This is a genomic window from Shewanella algae (assembly GCF_009183365.2).
GTDB classification, from domain to species: Bacteria; Pseudomonadota; Gammaproteobacteria; order Enterobacterales; family Shewanellaceae; genus Shewanella; species Shewanella algae.
Map to the genome: position 1 here is coordinate 346,816 of NZ_CP068230.1, position 17,201 is coordinate 364,016.

The 17,201-nt window shown below is 53.4% G+C and carries 18 protein-coding genes; 7 read left to right on the plus strand and 11 right to left on the minus strand.

All coding sequences use genetic code 11. The features are described 5' to 3' along the window. Window positions 1-3: 3 nt before the first annotated feature. From E1N14_RS01670 to E1N14_RS01695, 6 genes are all read right to left on the minus strand, one after another. Window positions 4-627: a TorD/DmsD family molecular chaperone gene (locus E1N14_RS01670; protein WP_025011930.1), complete on the minus strand. Its 624-nt coding sequence runs from the start codon at window positions 625-627 to the stop codon at window positions 4-6. Beyond that, window positions 624-1,172, minus strand: a complete 549-nt coding sequence (locus E1N14_RS01675; RefSeq protein ID WP_062793521.1) for a 4Fe-4S dicluster domain-containing protein — start codon at window positions 1,170-1,172, stop codon at window positions 624-626. The genes E1N14_RS01670 and E1N14_RS01675 overlap by 4 nt, the downstream gene beginning before the upstream one ends. An 11-nt stretch (window positions 1,173-1,183) precedes the next feature. Then, window positions 1,184-3,385: a molybdopterin-dependent oxidoreductase gene (locus E1N14_RS01680; RefSeq protein ID WP_025011929.1), complete on the minus strand. Its 2,202-nt coding sequence runs from the start codon at window positions 3,383-3,385 to the stop codon at window positions 1,184-1,186. A gap of 116 nt (window positions 3,386-3,501) precedes the next feature. Continuing rightward, on the minus strand, window positions 3,502-4,944 hold the full coding sequence (locus E1N14_RS01685) for a disulfide bond formation protein B (RefSeq protein ID WP_025011928.1): 1,443 nt from the start codon (window positions 4,942-4,944) through the stop codon (window positions 3,502-3,504). A 9-nt stretch (window positions 4,945-4,953) separates the two neighbouring features. After that, a complete protein-coding gene (locus tag E1N14_RS01690; RefSeq protein ID WP_164489371.1) occupies window positions 4,954-5,121 on the minus strand; it encodes a hypothetical protein in 168 nt (55 codons plus the stop codon). A 32-nt stretch (window positions 5,122-5,153) separates the two neighbouring features. After that, window positions 5,154-6,116 carry a LysR family transcriptional regulator gene (locus E1N14_RS01695; RefSeq protein ID WP_025011927.1) on the minus strand — a complete coding sequence of 321 codons (963 nt, stop codon included), beginning with the start codon at window positions 6,114-6,116 and terminating at the stop codon, window positions 5,154-5,156. Between the two features lie 336 nt (window positions 6,117-6,452). Here E1N14_RS01695 and E1N14_RS01700 point away from each other — a divergent pair, with 336 nt between their 5' ends. After that, on the plus strand, window positions 6,453-7,022 hold the full coding sequence (locus tag E1N14_RS01700; RefSeq protein WP_025011926.1) for a hypothetical protein: 570 nt from the start codon (window positions 6,453-6,455) through the stop codon (window positions 7,020-7,022). A gap of 48 nt (window positions 7,023-7,070) precedes the next feature. On the opposite strand, the gene E1N14_RS01705 is transcribed toward E1N14_RS01700, so the two are convergent. From E1N14_RS01705 to E1N14_RS01725, 5 genes are all read right to left on the minus strand, one after another. Beyond that, on the minus strand, window positions 7,071-7,649 hold the full coding sequence (locus E1N14_RS01705; RefSeq protein ID WP_028780964.1) for a lipid-binding SYLF domain-containing protein: 579 nt from the start codon (window positions 7,647-7,649) through the stop codon (window positions 7,071-7,073). Window positions 7,650-7,850: 201 nt separating this feature from the next. Then, window positions 7,851-9,911, minus strand: coding sequence for a S9 family peptidase (locus tag E1N14_RS01710; protein WP_062793520.1), 2,061 nt, complete (start codon window positions 9,909-9,911; stop codon window positions 7,851-7,853). A gap of 68 nt (window positions 9,912-9,979) precedes the next feature. Then, window positions 9,980-10,837, minus strand: a complete 858-nt coding sequence (locus tag E1N14_RS01715; protein WP_044733502.1) for a hypothetical protein — start codon at window positions 10,835-10,837, stop codon at window positions 9,980-9,982. Window positions 10,838-10,894: 57 nt separating this feature from the next. Beyond that, window positions 10,895-11,281, minus strand: coding sequence for a nitrous oxide-stimulated promoter family protein (locus tag E1N14_RS01720; protein ID WP_025011925.1), 387 nt, complete (start codon window positions 11,279-11,281; stop codon window positions 10,895-10,897). Window positions 11,282-11,420: 139 nt separating this feature from the next. Further along, window positions 11,421-11,780: a DsrE/DsrF/TusD sulfur relay family protein gene (locus E1N14_RS01725; protein WP_025011924.1), complete on the minus strand. Its 360-nt coding sequence runs from the start codon at window positions 11,778-11,780 to the stop codon at window positions 11,421-11,423. 270 nt (window positions 11,781-12,050) lie between these two features. Here E1N14_RS01725 and E1N14_RS01730 point away from each other — a divergent pair, with 270 nt between their 5' ends. From E1N14_RS01730 to E1N14_RS01755, 6 genes are all read left to right on the plus strand, one after another. After that, window positions 12,051-13,055, plus strand: coding sequence for a hypothetical protein (locus tag E1N14_RS01730; RefSeq protein WP_082813106.1), 1,005 nt, complete (start codon window positions 12,051-12,053; stop codon window positions 13,053-13,055). A 113-nt stretch (window positions 13,056-13,168) separates the two neighbouring features. Further along, window positions 13,169-13,501 (plus strand): hypothetical protein, encoded by a 333-nt coding sequence (locus E1N14_RS01735; protein WP_025010847.1) that lies wholly within the window; start codon window positions 13,169-13,171, stop codon window positions 13,499-13,501. Window positions 13,502-13,506: 5 nt separating this feature from the next. Continuing rightward, the gene (locus tag E1N14_RS01740; protein WP_062793519.1) at window positions 13,507-14,979 is read left to right on the plus strand and encodes a protein adenylyltransferase SelO; all 1,473 of its coding nucleotides are present in this window, start codon (window positions 13,507-13,509) and stop codon (window positions 14,977-14,979) included. Between the two features lie 16 nt (window positions 14,980-14,995). Then, window positions 14,996-15,289 (plus strand): DUF3630 family protein, encoded by a 294-nt coding sequence (locus tag E1N14_RS01745; protein ID WP_025010848.1) that lies wholly within the window; start codon window positions 14,996-14,998, stop codon window positions 15,287-15,289. Continuing rightward, window positions 15,286-16,287: a serine/threonine protein kinase gene (locus E1N14_RS01750; protein ID WP_025010849.1), complete on the plus strand. Its 1,002-nt coding sequence runs from the start codon at window positions 15,286-15,288 to the stop codon at window positions 16,285-16,287. Before E1N14_RS01745 ends, E1N14_RS01750 begins: the two co-directional genes overlap by 4 nt. Window positions 16,288-16,446: 159 nt before the next feature. After that, the gene (locus E1N14_RS01755) at window positions 16,447-17,058 is read left to right on the plus strand and encodes a thiol:disulfide interchange protein DsbA/DsbL (RefSeq protein ID WP_025889862.1); all 612 of its coding nucleotides are present in this window, start codon (window positions 16,447-16,449) and stop codon (window positions 17,056-17,058) included. Window positions 17,059-17,201: the final 143 nt, after the last annotated feature.

The following is a 17,201-nucleotide window of genomic DNA, read 5'->3' on the forward strand; positions in this document are numbered from 1 at the left end:
ATCTTAATGATGCTTTGCAGTCGGAGTCTCGACCCCGGAATTCTTCAGTCTGGAAGTGAGGAAGTCTTCCAGTGCCTGGGCATAACAGAGCCAGAAATCCAGCCGTGCATGTTGGCTGATCCCCTGGGCAAACGCCTGATACCAGGTGCCCAGGTGTTGCTCGAGGAAGACTTGCGCCAACTGCTCCAGCTCATCGGCTGCGGCCGGGTCTTCGTTTTGCTGCTGATGGCGCAGGGCCTCGGCACAAAACAGAAACTCCAGCTCATTGCCTATATAGTCAGCCGGTTCGTTGAAACCTGTATCTGTCACCAGTCCCAGCTGCTGGTAGAAGTCGGCGACCTCCAGAGTGCGATCCGTATGGATCTGCCGGCCGACATCGCGGTAGACAGACTCATAGGGAGGCACCAGCAACTTGGTGGGGCCGATACACATACGGTTGAAGTCACACTCAAGTTCCAGAGGCTCTGATTGCCAATGTTTGGCTTGTTGGAGCAACTCTGGATAGCGCTGCTCCTGTTCCAGCCAATCGATAAGCCGCTTGAGCGATTCAAGGCTTGAGGGGGCAAACAGCATTCCCTTCAAGGCCTGATAGCCGCTGGCGACCGGACCGAGGTCGAGATGTGTCATGGCCGCTCCTTGATGATGACCATATTGGGCTTGGTGATGCAGTCGCCGTAACCTACGCCTTGTTTACTGGCTGAAGGTTTCTGGGCCAACACCTGCTGTACTCTGTCGGTATCCAGACACTTGACCGGACAACCGTCGACACAGGCGGGCTTGAGACCCTGATCGATAAGCTCAATACACATGTTGCACTTGGCGGCTTTGCCATCGGTTTTCAGCATGACTACCGCATCATAAGGGCAGGCACTGACACACAGGCCACAACCGGTACATTTCTCGCGGTTGAGTACTACCAAACCATCGTCACGCACTGTATAGGCCTGAGCCGGGCACACCATGAGACAAGCCGGGTTGCCGCAATGCATGCAGGAATGGCTGAGCCACATATCCACCATGCCGTCGTCACGTTTGACTTCGTAGCGGTCTACCTTGCGAAAGCGCACGTCTTCCGGCAGCTCATTGTGGATCTGGCAGGCTATGGTGCAGGCCTGGCAGCCGACACAGTTTTCCTGTCTGAAGACGAATCCGAGTTGATGTTTGTTTTCCATGAGGATCTCCTTCAGGCTTTGGCCAGTGCCACGCGGGTTGAGTGATAGGCCGAGCAGCCGCCCATATCGGTCAATTTGTCTGTGGTCAACGAGTTGGTGCAGCCTTCGGTGCCGTTGGGATTGAGCCTGAGCCAGTTACACTTGGGAGTCATCAGCGAGCCCTCTGGCACACCTGTGGTGACCATGGCCACAAATTTGGCTTCACCTCTGTGGTTGCTGAGTTTGACTGTGTCGTTGTTGGCAATGCCGTATTGTTGGGCATCTTTGGGATTGATCTTGACGTAGTAGGCTGGAATAGCGCGGATATATTTCACGTTGTAGAAGGAGCTGTTAACCCGCTGTGGTACCCCGGAAGATAGCAAGCGGAATGGCAACTCTCGCTCTCTGGGTTCCATCTCATCCTCTGGCAGGCCCCAATCCAGTACCGGATGGAAACCGGCATCGGCCATCAACTGAGAACTGAATTCAATCTTGCCGCTTGGGGTTTCATATTTACCGTCGGCCAATACGGGCTGAGGAATGTCCAGCTTGATGTATTTTTCCTTCATCAGCCGGTCATAGGTTACTCCTTTATAGTACTCGGAGTCGGTATCCAGCAGTTCGCGGATCACATCGTCATTGCTTGCCTGGAAGGCGGGGTCTTCAAAGCCCATTGCCTGGCCCAGCTCGCGGAAGAAGGTCCAGTTACACTTGGCTTCACCCAGAGGTTCAATCACCTTCTGGCACACCTGTACATAGTAGCCGTGGTAGTCGCCGACAATATCATCGGTTTCAAACTGGCTGGCAGCCGGGACTATGATGTCGCAGTACTGCAGAGAGTCTGTCATTACCATGTCGTGGCCGACAACAAACAGGTCTTCGCGCTTCATCCCCTCGAGCACCGCATTGGTATCGGGTGCCACAACCACAGGGTTACCGTTGTAGATGATCATCCCGTGGATCGGCTTGCTGGGCTTGTCGTGGCTGGTGGGATTGGTTGGATGCAGCGCCTTGGCCAGCTCTGTCATATTGATCCGCTGGGCATCCGGATTCGGGCGCATGTATTTGCCGCTGGCCTGGTACTGATTCAAGCCACCACCGGCATGAACGTTGTCATAGATAAGGCCGTTACCGCGCTTACCGAAATTGCCTGTGACCGCCAGTAGCATGGCGACGGCGCGAGACATACGGGCACCGTTGAAGTTGCGCTGGAAGCCATAACCCATACGCAGCATGGTTTTTTCGTTTTCACCCAGTACCTGGGCAAATTCAAACATCTTGGCTCTGGGTACCCCGGTAATGGCTTCGATTTCGTCGTAGCTGATTTCATCGAGGCGCTTGAGCAACTCGTCGTAGCCTATGGTCTGTTCGGCAATAAATTTATGATTAACAAGATCTTTTTCTACAAGATACTTCATGATACCGGCACACAACTGTACGTCTGTGCTGGGGCGAGGTTGCAGGTAGATGTCGGCCTGAGAGCACAAAGGTGTGCGCTGTGGGTTGACCGCCAGCAGCTTGGTGCCGCGATCCCTGGCCTGGTTGATGAGCTTGATGGCTATGGTGTTGGAAACGACTTCATCGTGTCCCCAGGTCAGATAGACGTCACTGAGCAGCACATCTTCAGGATCCGGGCCGAGGAAGGTGCCGTAGAGTGACTTGAGGCCGTCGTAGGCGGCGTAGGTACATACCTTACGTTCCAGAATGGAGGAACCGATACGGTTCCAGAAACGCTCGCCGGAGGCCGACATGCCGATGGCACCATAGTTACCCGAATAGCTGTAGGGCAGAATTGCTTCCGAACCGTGCTCATTGATGATCTGCTTAAAGCGGCTGGCGATCTTGCTGTAGGCTTGATCCCAGGTGATCCGGCGCCACTTGCCTTCACCCTTCTTACCCACCCGTTCCATGGGATGCAGGATACGGTCGGCGGCATAGGTGTACTGAACATAACTTTGCCCCTTGAGGCAGGGTGCCTTGCCAGTCTTGGCCTGTTCCTCGGCGCCGGTGACATAAGTCATTCTGCCGTCCTGAACCCGGAACTTGAGCAGACAGCGGGCGGCGCAGTTACGCAGGCAGCTGTGGTACACGACTTTGCCGTTACGCTTGGCCAGCAACCCTGAATTGGCTCCCGCCTCTTTGGCATTGGCAACACCGGGAGTCAACCCTGACAGGGAGGAAAGCACGGCTGTGGCGCTGGCCCCCTGTAGAAATGTGCGTCTGTTGATTTTCATAGTCATCACTCACCATAATTTGGACCCTGGGTCCGTTATGATTGTTGGCCCAAGGGCCTTTATAGTGCCGGTTTCCCGGCGTTACCCCGGGGGATACCCCCCGGAGCTAAGGTGCGTTACATTACAAAGGTTTGCAGTTGGTTACGGCCATTCACCAGGCTGACAGTCAGCAGTTGACCATCGCGAACCAGCAAGCCCTGTGGGTTGTTTGTGCCAGGCAGTTTCACACCTGAGTGAACTTCACCTGTGAGCAGGTTGAGTTGCATGGCTTCACTCGCATCATTGTTGAGCAGCCAGGCTTGCTCGCCATCGACGCTGATACCCGTCAGTTGTGGCAGCGCCTTGCCTTCAAGCCCCTTGAGATTGGCTTCGGCAGACAGTGTCATGTCACCCTTGTCGAAACGGGATACCACCAAGGCATCGCTGAGTTCGTTGCGGGTGGTGACAGTGACGTATTGATCCAGCGCTTTGCTGTAACCCAGTGCCAGGCTATAACTGGTCTTGGCTCTGACAGTGCTGAACTGACCACGGGCCGTTTCGCCTATGCCGTCGCTGCTCTGATTGAAGCGGCGATAGTTCATTTCCCAATTTTGCTCAGGATCCACTACCAGTTCGGCCCAGGCCTTGTTGAACCCCATCACCAACAGGCTGTTGGCCGAGGTAAAGCTGACGCCGCTCAAGGTTTCAATGTGCAGCATATACATGCCGTCGATTTGCGCCTGAGTGAGCAGTTTGAACTGACGGTCGAGTATGTAGACCCAGTTGTCTGAAGTGGTCAGGGCGTAGAGCTGGCTTTCAGGCTGGTAGTCGATGGCGGTTACCCGGCCGGAAATCGCTTCCGGCAATGCCGTTTGGCTCAGTAGTCTGGCTTCTGGAGCCGAGGTAAACAGTGCAGCCGTCTTGTTCCAACTTTCTATATCCGGGTTGCTGATGGCATAGGCGCCGCGGGCATCCGGGGCATAGGTTGGCCAGTGGTCCAGTTCCCAGCTCATGAACTTGGGATTGAAGGATACGCGGCCTGGACTGTCCTGGCCGACGAAGGGAATCGGGCCGGTTTGGGTAAAGGCCTGTACTATGTTGCCGGCTATTACCACCAGGAATACGCCGCAGGCCAATTTTGGCAGAGTGTCCAGCGGCTGTTTGCCATAGGCGTTGCCGGGAAATTTATTGCCCAGGGTCAGCATCAGCAGAGCAACAACCACAAGGACCACGATAAAGACCAGCAGTGCCCAGGTGTAGGTATGGGCGCCCATGATCTTCAATGAGAAGCCCTGGCCTATGTCGCTGCCGAGGTTGATGGAAGTATGCACGGATGCCATAAAGGCACCATAAATACCCAGCCAAACCAGCGCGGCAATGTATTTCGGCTTGAGGCCAAAGCGCACAATATACAGAGCGGTCAGCGCCACCAGAATCATTGCCGTACGTTCTTGCCAGCAAAATGCACAAGGGTTATCCAGGAGAATAAATCCGAAAAAGAAACAGGCAATACCTACGGGTAAGGCCATGATGACAATAGCGGCGAAGGATGCCAACTTGTTGAATATATGCTCTTTCATAACGACTCTTTAGTAATTTCCGACTGGAAGTAAAATGCCCCAGGACATCATGATCCAAATAAAGAAACTCATTCCGATACAACCGAAAAGAAGTTTATCTGCCAGTTTTTCTTTTTCTGGTTTCTTATAAACCAGATAAGCGGCATAGGCCGTAATGCAAAATAGTGTGAACTCCATTGGATACCTCTTGTTTCACTTGTGATTTATCTCTATGTGGCCGCAGCCAAACGCCATTCCCGTTCCAGTCCATAAACGAGTTTTGATTTCACCCAGTTGAATGCCGGGGAATTATTAATATTTCCATAAAGAATGTAATTGCCGACGGTACGATGTTCGCTACGGATTTCTTTTATATTTTCAATCATGTTGTCAGATAATCTTCGATAACTGACCGCCGGCAACATGTCGACAAACTTGCGGGTAAATTGATTGCAGCTGAGGGTTATATTGTCCGACTCGGCAAGGATCTGCATCGCGGTGGCAACACTGTCTGTATAACCGGCGACATCCATCTGCAGGCCGTTGTCCCGACACAGATTGACCAGCAAAGGGCAGGTCAGGTCGTTGTAGTTGTCGATTTCCAGCAAGGGATAGTGGGATAGCTGCTCCAATGACATGGATTCGGACAGAATTGGATGATCTTTTCTGGCCAGAATGTAGATATCACCTGTCTCAGAGAAGATTTCATAGTTGAGCCGGGTGTCATCGAAGCCTTCGTAGACCACCACGAAATCGACGCCGCCACCAATGAGCTCATTGCTGCAGTCATGGCTGAGTGTACGAATGTCGAAACGCAAGTTGGGGGCTTCGGGAAGAATATAGTTATCTATGACTTTATGAACCGCATAGACAAATTCATCATAGGCTCTGATAACAAAATGACCGCCGGATTGGCTGGGGGAAAAGACAGAATGTTGCCGCTCAAGCAGTTGATATTGTTCTACCAATAATTTGGCGTGTGGGATTAACTCTTCGGTCTTTTGTGTAGGAATTAATCCATTTGATTTACGGACAAATAAAGAGTCCATAAAAACATCACGTAGCGCATTTAGTGTACGGGTGACGGCACAACTGGATATACCTAATTCGGCTGCGGCCAAGCTTCCTTGACCATGTTTATATACAGCGAGTAAAACTTTTAATTGGTTGTAATTAAGGCTGTCAATTTTCATGTAATCGCTCCCCACACTGCTGAGACATTACTATGAATTCATTGTTGGCCTATTGCCAAGATTAAGATCACATTGAGAAATAGTTAATTATTTGAAACATGAATTGCTTCCTATTTTTAGCTAAGCGAAAAAACCTTATTTCCGCAGACGAAATTAACATAGGGTTATTTTTATTCTCAGGGTGTGAATTTACTCAAGTAATACAGTGAAAGTATTTTCGAGATACTCACTTGTGACTTTGCTACTTGCGCTTGGCAAAAACTTGTTATAGGGATTCAGTTTGGTTTCAAACTGCGCCGTTATAGTCGTTCATTTAATGGAGAAGGAACAAGAATAATGAAACGGTTGGGACTGATGGCATCCTTGCTGCTGGCAACGACGGTACAGGGGCAGGAGTTGACTGCTGCCGAGCAGTTTTTTAACCACTTATCCGGTTTGTGTGGCAAGGCCTACAGTGGTGAGTTGATCAAGGGGGGCAGCAGCGGCGATGGTTTTACGGGCCAGCCGCTGGTGATGCATGTGCGCCAATGCTCAACAACCGAGATCCGTATTCCGTTGCATGTGGGAGAGGACAGATCCCGCACCTGGGTGATCAGCAAGACGGCCGATGGCCTTAGGCTCAAGCATGATCATCGTCATCAGGATGGCAGCGAAGATGCCGTAACCCAGTATGGCGGTGACAGTCGCAGTCAGGGAACCGAGTCCTGGCAGTCATTCCCGGTCGATGAATTTTCAATTGCCAATTTCAAACAGCATAGTCTGGCCCAGTCGGTAACCAATGTTTGGCATCTGGGGCTGGATCAGCAGAATTTCAGTTATCGCCTGACCCGGGAGAAGCGCGATTTTCTGTTGCAGTTCAACTTAAGCAATGAAGTAACGCCACCTCCGGCGCCATGGGGACATTGATAAAACGGGCAAATGGGTGAGGCGGCCAGAGCCGCCTCGCCAATCAGCTTATTGCGCTTCGAAGGTAAATGATTGTCCGGCAAGTGCGGCTTCAACCATGAGGCCACCCTTGGCAGCAGTAAACACCGCCATGCCGTTGATATAGGAGGCCTTGGCAGCCTGACTGCCGCCGGATTGGCCGGCTCCGGCCGAGTTGCCTGTAGTACCGGCCTGAGCGTTGGCACCGGCGTTGATGGCTACGGCGGAAGCCTGGGCGCCGAATTCAAAGCTGCCGCTGGTAAAGTCGCGGTAGGCCTGTTCATCCTTGAAGAAAATAATCTCGCTGTAGGCCTGACCACCGATTTGAAAACCGATGGAAACCTGAGTCATGCTCGACTCACCGGTATAAACGCCGCCGCGATAGACACGTCCTTTACCATAGGCCGCCCCTATGCCCAGACCTCCCTTGCCGACAGTGGGAAATATGGCGTAACCATAGGCAGAGTCGAAGAATTTATGGGTTTCACTGGCTTGTTTGAAGGTAGCTATGGCACTGCTGTAGCTGTCATTGGCACTGGCCGTCGGGATCAGCAGCAGGCTGCTCGCCAGGGCTAATAAGGCAAACAAGGTACTTGAAATGGCTTTCATGATGAACCTCCAAATTGAGAGTCTTAAGCTCCCCGTCAATGAGAGACTGGGTACCTGTAGGTACTCTTGAGCTTACTTGTCCGGCAGCAAAAATACAGAGGGGGAGACTAAAAAAGCGCCGATAACGGCGCTTTTTGGAGTGAATGTCAGCCAAAGTTCAGTTAACTAGAGTTCAGTTAACCCATCTCCTATACAGCGCTGCTAAGGAAAGGGTTTGCCGAGAACATAATGTTCAAACCAGGCCTGATCCCAGTCCATCTTGGCTTGTTTGTGCTTGTAGCGGCTCAAACCATGGCCTTCACCCGGGTAAGTAATCAGTTCCACCGGCACATTCAGGTAATGCTTGAGGGCGCGATATAGCCCCTGGGCGTGCCCTAAAGGTACCCTGGCGTCTTTCTCTCCGATATGGATAAGTGTCGGGGTCTTTATTCTGTCTGCATGCGTCAGCGACGAGCCATGGGTATAAGCCTCGGGTTTTTCCCATGGCAAGCCCTGCATAAAATTGACCACATGTCCGGGCGTATCTTCCAGCATCCATTGTAGGCGCTGATCGAATACTCCGGCCCCTGAACTGGCAGCCTTGAATCTGTCGCTGCTGGCGATAAGTGCATTGGTCAGATAGCCGCCGTTGCTCCAGCCCATGACGGCCAGCTTGTCGGCATCGACCAGGCCCTCGGCAATCAGCTTGTCCACACCGGCCATGATGTCGTTTACCTCAATCTCGTGTTCATGGCCCACCAGATCAGTGAGGAACTTGTCGCCATAGCCGGTAGAGCCGCGGTAGTTGGGCGACAACAAGGCCCAGCCGTTGGCGGCGAAAGTAGCACGGCCATAGGATCTGTGTTGCAGTGCAAACGGGGTAGCAGCAGTGGGGCCTCCGTGAATTTGCACAACAAGTGGCAGGGGGCCATCGGCTTTGCGGTAGCCGGGTGGTAATTCCAGTATGCCTTCAACCTGAGTGCCATCGGCGGCTTGCCACTTGACTATGCTCAGTTGTGGCAGCAACCAGGAATCGGTTTGCGGATTGATATTGGTCAGGCGTTTGGCCGGTGCTTTGCGTTTCTCGGCGTTGGCGATAAACAGATCGTAGAAGTGATCCAGGCCGTTATAGCTGAACGCCAGTTGCTTGCCGTTGTGACTGAAACTGTAGCTGCCGATGACGGTATCATCCTGCAGCAGAGTCCGGGTGTCACCCTGTTCCAGGTCATTGATTTCAGTGCAGTAGAGGCGTACCAGCGCATAATCGGCGCCGCGATAGCAGATTTCTTCACTGCCCGGACGCCAATGGATGTCGCCGCCGCTGAGTGTCATATCACCCTGGCGTTTAACACTCAAAGGTGCCTGTTCGGGTTTACTGGTATCACTGATAAACAGCCTGCCGGGATGGCCGTCAAAATCGATTCTGAAGGCGAGACGGCGGTTATCTTCGGCCCAACTCAGCCCCAGCAGCCAGCCGTAAGGAGAGGGCGCCTGTTCACGCCAAAGCTTGTCGGCCAGAACCTGGTTGCCGGCGTTTTTGATATCGAAGATTTCTACCTTGGACCAACCTTCCAGATTGACCAACTCGTTGTCTTCTGTGGTGATCCGCGCCAGTTTATTGCCATCATGGCTGACGCTGAACTCCCAAACCACTTTGTCATCATCCAGCAGCAACTGCTTGCGAAAATGGTTCAGATCCAGGCGGTACAGGGGATTGGTATCGCGACTGCCGTGAGCATACTCAGGGCCTTGGTGAGCGGCGCGCATACCGGCCCAGGGATCTTTGTCTGTCAGGGTCTTATGGGTCAGGAAATAGAGCTGGCTGCCATCGTCACTCAGCTGGTAACTCTTGACGCCACCGGCCTCTTGGGTAACGGGAACAGCTTCACCACCTTGGATAGAGAGACGATAAATTTGCGGTTTGGCGTTGAAGGGCGCCGGCTGCTCGGCATTGCCGCGGCTGCTGAGAAAGTAGATATATTGGCCATCCGGGCTCCAGCTGATAGCGCTTTCACTCTCGTTGCTGAAGGTCAGTCGTTTGCTCTGGCGGCTCTTGCTGTCGACCAGCCAGATGTCTTTCTGGGCCTTATCCAGATTTTTGTCCCAGCGCGATTCCAGCCAGGCGGCCATTTTGGCATCCGGGCTGAGCACTACCTGGCCCATGTTGGCTATCTCGAAAAAGTCCTGGTTGGTTATTTTATGCTGCCGCTCTGCGGCCAATACCTGGGTTCCCATACCGATAAGGCACAGGGCCAGCAGGCTGTAGCTGTTAGGCAATCCCATCTCTGTTCCTTTGTTTTTGTTATTAAAAGCCGCATTAGATTAACGTAAAGGTCACAGCCTGGGCGATGTTACTTATCTTTTTTTTCGTGCAGTATCTCATTGAGAAAATCCAGTTCTTCCTTATCGAGAGGCTGTTTGGGTACAGAGGCGGCTTGAGCACGGGATTCGCGTCCACGCAGATAGGCGGCGCGGGTGAGCTGATTGAGGCCGTAGATGGCCAGCAGATAGAGGGTCAGTAGCAGTGCCAGTCTCGGGATTGCCTGCGCCACAGCCGAAAACTGATCGCCGAGAAACAGAGTCAAGAGCACGGCAATGTTACGAACCAACCAGTTCAGTATCAGTGCCAGGGTCAATACCAGCAGCCAGTTACTGCGCAGCTGTTGCAATCTGTTGTCCTGCTGAGCCGATGCATGAAAGTGGCGCTTCATCAGCTGCAGCACCAATACCAGGTACAGGGTGGTTTGCAGTAACAGCAACAATGGCAACAGCAGGGAACCCCAACTCAGGCTGGGCTGGTAGCCCAGTAGAGCCACACCTGTGACCAGGCTGGGATTGAATAGCCACAGCAACACCACCAGAAACATGGCAAGTATGGACGGCAACAGATGCTTGAGTGGCAACCTTGCATCTACAGTCGGCCTGAGTTGTTGCTTCAGGTATTGATACAGTGCCGGCATCAACAGGAAGTACAGCGGCAGTAATAACAGAAACAGCAAATGGATAGGCGCCGGGGTATTGTCACTATTGAACAGGCCGGTAAAGAAATAGAGTGCCATCAAGGCAAAGATGCCGGCGAGCAGTCGACGTTGGCTATGGCTGTCCTGATAGACAAAGCGGGCGTAGATGGACAACGCCAGGCAATGCAGGCCTCCAAGCAGCGACAGCCACCAGTAAGCTTGGGTAAAAATGTCGCTGAATGCTGTCATCTGGCCCCCTTAACGACATTCTTATCTCAGCCGCTTGAGGGGTGCAACAAAAAATAGTCAGTTTTTGGCGCACTGCATGCGCTTATGGCGGTTGGAGGCGTCCTTCGGAGGCTTGCCCGGCGCGGCTTTGCGCTCGCACCAGAGGTGGCGCAGTGCCAGTATCGGGTGGCTCAACAGCATTCTGGGACCGGCGTAACGCATCACCTGACGCATCTGTTCTTTGGGTTCAGGTTTGTAGCAGTGTACCGGGCATTTGTTGCAGGTGGGCTTGCTTTCACCGTAGGGGCAGCGGTCGAGGCGGGTGTGAGCGTACTCCATCAAGGCCTGACAGTCGGGGCAGAGGCTGCCATCTTCAGTTCTGGGGTGATGGTCACGGCAGTAGATCCACACCATGGCAGAAACAGTGCGGAATTCGGTCAGTAGTTTTCCTTGCAGCAGTTCCATAGCCTTACCTTAGTAAATAACTCAACTATGGTCATCTTAGTCCTGAGGCGGGGCAGGGTTCAAAGTCAGTGGCAGGAATTATGAAGGTGCGCACAAAATGAAGCTTTATGCGCACCCAAGGTCAAATGACAAGTTGACCCTAGATATGGATAACCTTGTCGGCTTCCAGGGTCCAGCGGCTCAAATCGCCGAGTGTGCCAATGGCGGCACCGTCCAGCAGCATGTCGGCCACTACGCCGCGGGCTTCAACACAGGTCTTGCACAGCAGCAAGGGCACACCCTGAGCAGTAAGGATTTCAAACATCTGCTGCAGGTTGTAGCTGAGATCAGGGGTATTCTGACCTTTTACTGCGCCAAAGACAGCGTCTGACATCAGGAATAACTTGAGCTCCACTTCGGTCTGCTCCTGGTCTTTCAGCGCCAGGGCGATACGCAGAGTGTTGAATAATTTTTCTGTGCCATAAGGGCTGGCGTGAGCCACTATCAGTAATTTTTGCATCTGAATCCTTGTTTGCCATTCTTGGGATCAAAACCCTAGGAGTGTACCAGCTTGTATCTGTCGATGGCGCGCCAGGCTTCACAGACTGAGTTTCAATTGCAAAAAGCGCCTAAAAGCGAGCAGAAAAAGCATAAATACTTGATTTATACTAAGACGATACTCTATTAATATCGGTTAAACTCTGTGCAGAGCGGGGTGGCTTTGGCGGATTGCCAATACCACAAAACAGGGCCGCCAGTTGGCCCGGCACTCAAGAAATGGTGGACGAAGATGTTTAAAATCCTGGTCGTAGTACTGTTGGTCGCAGCGGGTATTTTCCTCTATAACCGGGCGCAGCGGCTGGCAAAAGAGGAGCGTGATGAGGCGCTTAAGCTCAAAGACAGAGCTTCGGCCATGCCTCAGGCGCCACAGGCCGAGACGGAAAACGAGACTCAGGAGGAGCACCAGAGTGTCGATCTGGACTTTGCCGAATCGAAAGAGCAAGCCGAACCCAAGCCTCAGCCATCGGCTGAGCAAGCGGTCGCAGAATCGCCTGAGCTTGAACCTCGAGCGGAAAATATCGCCCCAGAGGTGGAAGTTGGCCGTGCCGAGGTCGAGACTGTCCTGCCAGAGCCAGAGCCAGAGCCAGAGCCAGAGCCAGAGCCAGAGCCAGAGCCAGAGCCAGAGCCAGAGCCAGAGCCAGAGCCAGAGCCAGAGCCAGAGCCAGAGCCAGAGCCAGAGCCAGAGCCAGAGCCAGAGCCAGAGCCAGAGCCAGAGCCAGAGCCAGAGCCAGAGCCAGAGCCAGAGCCAGAGCCAGAGCCAGAGCCAGAGCCAGAGCCAGAGCCAGAGCCAGAGCTAGAGCCAGAGCCAGAGCCAGTCAAGGCGGCTGCGCCGGATATCAGTTGGGGCAATATTACCCTCAAGCGGGCGATGGAACAGTATCAGGCCTCTGAAGGCGCTATCGAAGCGCATGATGCTTTACTGGCCGTGATAAGTGAATGCTACAAGCAGCGGAAAAACAGCAAGTATCTGCAGTTGGGGCAAGAGTACGATACCGCATATAGCGCCCTGTTTGCCGCCAGTCGGGAGAAAGTACTCAGCAAATCACCCAAGGCCGAGTTCAAGGGCACAGGATTTATGCAGCTTTCTACCCTGTGCAGCGATGCAGGCCGTTTCGATGCCGCCATAGCTCTGTGCAACAAGGCGATTGAATATGGGCTGGAAGATGGCACAGTTACGGGCTTTGAAGGTCGTATCAAGCGGATAGAAAAGGCCAGGGATAAAGCCTCAGCCTGAGTACAAAAGCCGATTCAATGTGTAGAATCAAGCAAGGAGTGAGGGGCATAGTGCTTTTTCACTCCTTCCCAAGCGAGCCTGCGGGTTCGCTTTTTTATTGATGGAGAGCCGCAATGAAACCAGCGACTTTATGGGTTGCCCTCACTTCGCTGTTGCTGCTGGCAGCCTGCAGCAAGCAGCCGCAATGGACCCTGTTTTACTATCCGGATACGGATATACAGCAGCCGAATAGAGATAAGTCGGACGTCGAGCCGCAAACGGCCGAGACGTTGGATCGTTACCACGCCATTGCCGGTTATTATCAAACCCTGCAGCAGTGCCAGGACAAGGGCAGAGGCATGCAGCGCCTCAATGAGGGCAAGGGCAGCTTCGAGTGTGGTCACAACTGCCGTCTCGACGACAGGGATATGATAATCTGTGACCAATGGCACAATAACGGCCCCTAAGGGACATGAAATTTAAACAGGATTACTTCACCCGCCTGGCGGGATTTTACCAGCAGGTACTGCCTGCCGGGCTACCTTCGCCCCATTGGTTGGCCTGGAGTGATGATGCGGCGGCGCTTTTGGGCCTGACTGCCCCCAATGAAACCCTGCTGCAGCAACTCGCCGGCAACCAGAGAATGCCGGGCGCCGAATATTACGCCCAAGTCTACAGTGGACATCAGTTTGGCGGTTACAGCCCCAGGTTGGGCGATGGCCGTTCGATCATTCTCGGTGAGGCGCAGGGGCCTGACGGTGCCTGGGATTTGGCCTTGAAGGGCGCGGGACCCACGCCATACTCGCGTCACGGTGATGGCCGTGCAGTGATGCGTTCTGCGGTGCGCGAGTTTCTGGTTTCCGAGGCGCTGTATCATTTGGGCGTGCCCACCACCAGGGCGTTGGCGGTGATCGGCTCTGAGCTGCCGGTGTGGCGCGAGTCGCTGGAAAAAGGCGCCATTACCGTGCGCCTGGCCCGCAGCCATATACGTTTTGGCCACTTCGAGTATTTCTGTTACAGCGAGAAGGGTCAGGCCGACAAGCTCAAGCAGCTGCTCGATTTCACCCTCAGCCAACATTATCCCCAGTTCAGCCTGGACTATGAGGGCTACAAGGCCTGGTTTGCTCTGGTGGTACGTGATACCGCGCGTATGATAGCCCACTGGCAAGCGGTGGGCTTTGCCCACGGGGTGATGAATACCGACAATATGTCGATTCTTGGTGACAGCTTCGACTTTGGCCCCTTCGCCTTCCTCGATACCTTCAAGGAAGACTTTATCTGTAACCATTCTGATCCCGAGGGACGCTACGCCTTCGGTCAGCAACCCGGCGTCGGCTTGTGGAACCTGCAACGTTTGGCGCAGGCGTTGACGCCAGTGCTGGCTTCCGATGATTTGATAGCCGCGCTCAATAGCTATCAGCATGAGTTAGTGCAGCAATATCTTGGCTTGATGCGCGCCAAGTTGGGGCTGGCACCTTTGGCCGAAGATTTAAGCCGTGATGCCCGGCTGGAGCAGGACAACAAGGACCTGGCGCTTATTGGTGCCTTTACCGGCTTGTTGGAACAAAACGCCTTGGACTACACCCAGAGCCTGCGCCGCTTCGGCGAGCTGGATCCCAAGGCAGAAAACAGTAGTCTGAGGGATGATTTTATCAATCGTCAGGGCTGGGATGACTGGCTGCCCGAGTACCGGCGCCGTATCGATACCCGTCAGGGACTTGAACAGTGGCAGGCCGAGCGCCGGGCCCATAACCCCAAATATATCTTGCGCAACTATCTGGCTCAGGAAGCGATAATTGCCATCGAAGAGGAGGGCAATAGCCAGCCGCTTGAGCAGTTGTACCAGCTCCTCAGGCGCCCGTTCGATGAGCAGCCTGAGATGCAGGAGTTTGCCAAGCGACCACCGGATTGGGGTCAGGGGTTGATCATGTCCTGCAGCAGTTAAGAAATAGGATTAAAAAATGCAGTATCAAAATCTTAGCTTGGATCCCGAGCATAAAACCCTGTCGATGACGGCTGGGGTCGAGTTCGAAGCCTTCGACAGCTTTGCCGAGCCCCTGTGCCGGGCGCTCGATGCCAAGGTGCTGGAGCGGCAATGGGGGGCTGATCGTCACCAATGGCTGCTGGATTTTGAAGGCAGTCTCTTGTGGCTCAACTATGAGTTCTACGGCGATGTGTGCTGGTTGAGCTGCCAGAGTGAACAAGACTGGGATGTGTTGGTATACCTGAAGCACTTACTGGAGTCACAGGCATGACAGAAAAGCGGGCCACGGCGGCGTTTCATTATCGGGATCTTTCCCCTGAACTGATTTTGGATGCCATTGAAAGTCTGGCGATTTACCCCGAGACGGGGCTAACGCCACTCAACAGCTATGAGAACCGGGTCTATCAGTTTCGTTGCGATCGCGGCCAGAGGTACGTGGTTAAGTTCTATCGCCCCGAGCGTTGGACCGATGCCCAGATTTTGGAAGAGCATAAATTTACGTTCGAGCTGGCCGAAGCCGAGATCCCCATTGCTGCACCTGTGGTGCTCGATGGCCGCAGTCTGCATCACTTCAAAGAGTGGCGTTTTGCGCTGTTTCCTTCCATAGGCGGTCGCAGCTTTGAGGTGGACAACCTAGATCAGATAGAGGGCGCCGGCCAGTTCATCGGCCGTTTGCACCAGTATTCCCGTGGCAGCCTGTTCAAGCAGCGTTTGAACCTGACGCCGACAACCCTGGGGACTCCGGCGCTGGAGCAATTGCAGTGCACAGAGCTGATCCCGAACGCTTTGCGGGAACATCTGCTCGAGGCGGCGTTAAGCCTCTTCTCTGAGCTGCAGCGGCGTTGGCAAGGTATCGAATACCAGAGTATGCGTCTGCATGGCGATCTGCATCCCGGCAATATTCTCTGGACCCCCAATGGCCCCGGGTTTGTTGATCTCGACGATGCCTGCAACGGCCCTGCGGTGCAGGATCTGTGGATGATGCTGTCCGGCGACAGGCAGCAACAGACGTTGCAGTTGGAAGTCTTGCTGGAGGCCTACGAGGCCTTCTCCAACTTCGATACCAAAGAGCTGCAGTTGATAGAGCCACTCAGGGCCCTGCGAATGCTGCATTACAACGCCTGGCTGGCCAAGCGCTGGGACGACCCCGCGTTTCCGCGCCACTTCCCCTGGTTTGCGACCGAAGAATACTGGCGACAGCAGTTGCAGGCATTTAAAGAACAGCAACAGCGCTTGGATGAGCCGCCACTGAGTCTTATTCTTTATTGAGGCTGCATCGAACAAGTGCCGGGTGTTGAGGATATGGCCGCACGGCATTTGGATTTAACAAAAAGGGAACTCAGAGCTTGAGTTCGACTCAAAAAGAAGATTATGTTATTCAGCAACTCCAGCAGTGTTGGCTGAAATTTTAATAAACAAGGAACTCCAATGAAGAAAATCCTGATGTTGGCGGCGGCATTTTTGCTGCTTCCCCTGGCGGCCACAGCGGCCCAGTACAAAGAAGGCGTGCATTATACTGTGGTTAGTGAAGGCCCCGCCTCCGCCAAGCCTGAAATCACAGAGTTTTTCTCTTTCTACTGTCCTCATTGCTATAACTTTGAAAAGAACGTGATCCCCAAGCTGAAGGCTCGTCTGCCCGAAGGTGTGGCTTTTGAGCAAAACCATGTCGACTTTATCGGCCGCGAGATGGGTGTTGAGATGTCCCGTGCTTTCGCCACTGCCGAAGTACTGAAGGTGTCTGATAAAGTCAATCATGCCATGTTCAGCGCGATTCAGGACAAGAAGCAGCACTTCACCAATCGTGATGACATCAAGGCTATCTTTGTTGCCAATGGTGTGGATCCCAAGCAGTTTGATTCTGCGGCCAACTCTTTTATGGTCAACAGCATGGTGGCTAACATGAAGCGCAACACAGAAAACGCCAAGATCTCAGGTGTTCCAGCGCTGGTGGTGAATGGTAAGTATCGGGTTGAAACCGGTGCCATCAAGTCTTATGACGAGATGTTGGATATTGCTATCTATCTGACTCAGCTGAAATAATTTAGCATCTAAATACAAAAAAGGGCCTTAACGGCCCTTTTTTGTTACCCGGAAAACAGCTGGGCATAAAGCAAAAAAAAAACCGTACTCCCTGGTCGCAAGAAGCACGGATTAGAGCCATAGGGCTCAGTTTTTACCCTGAG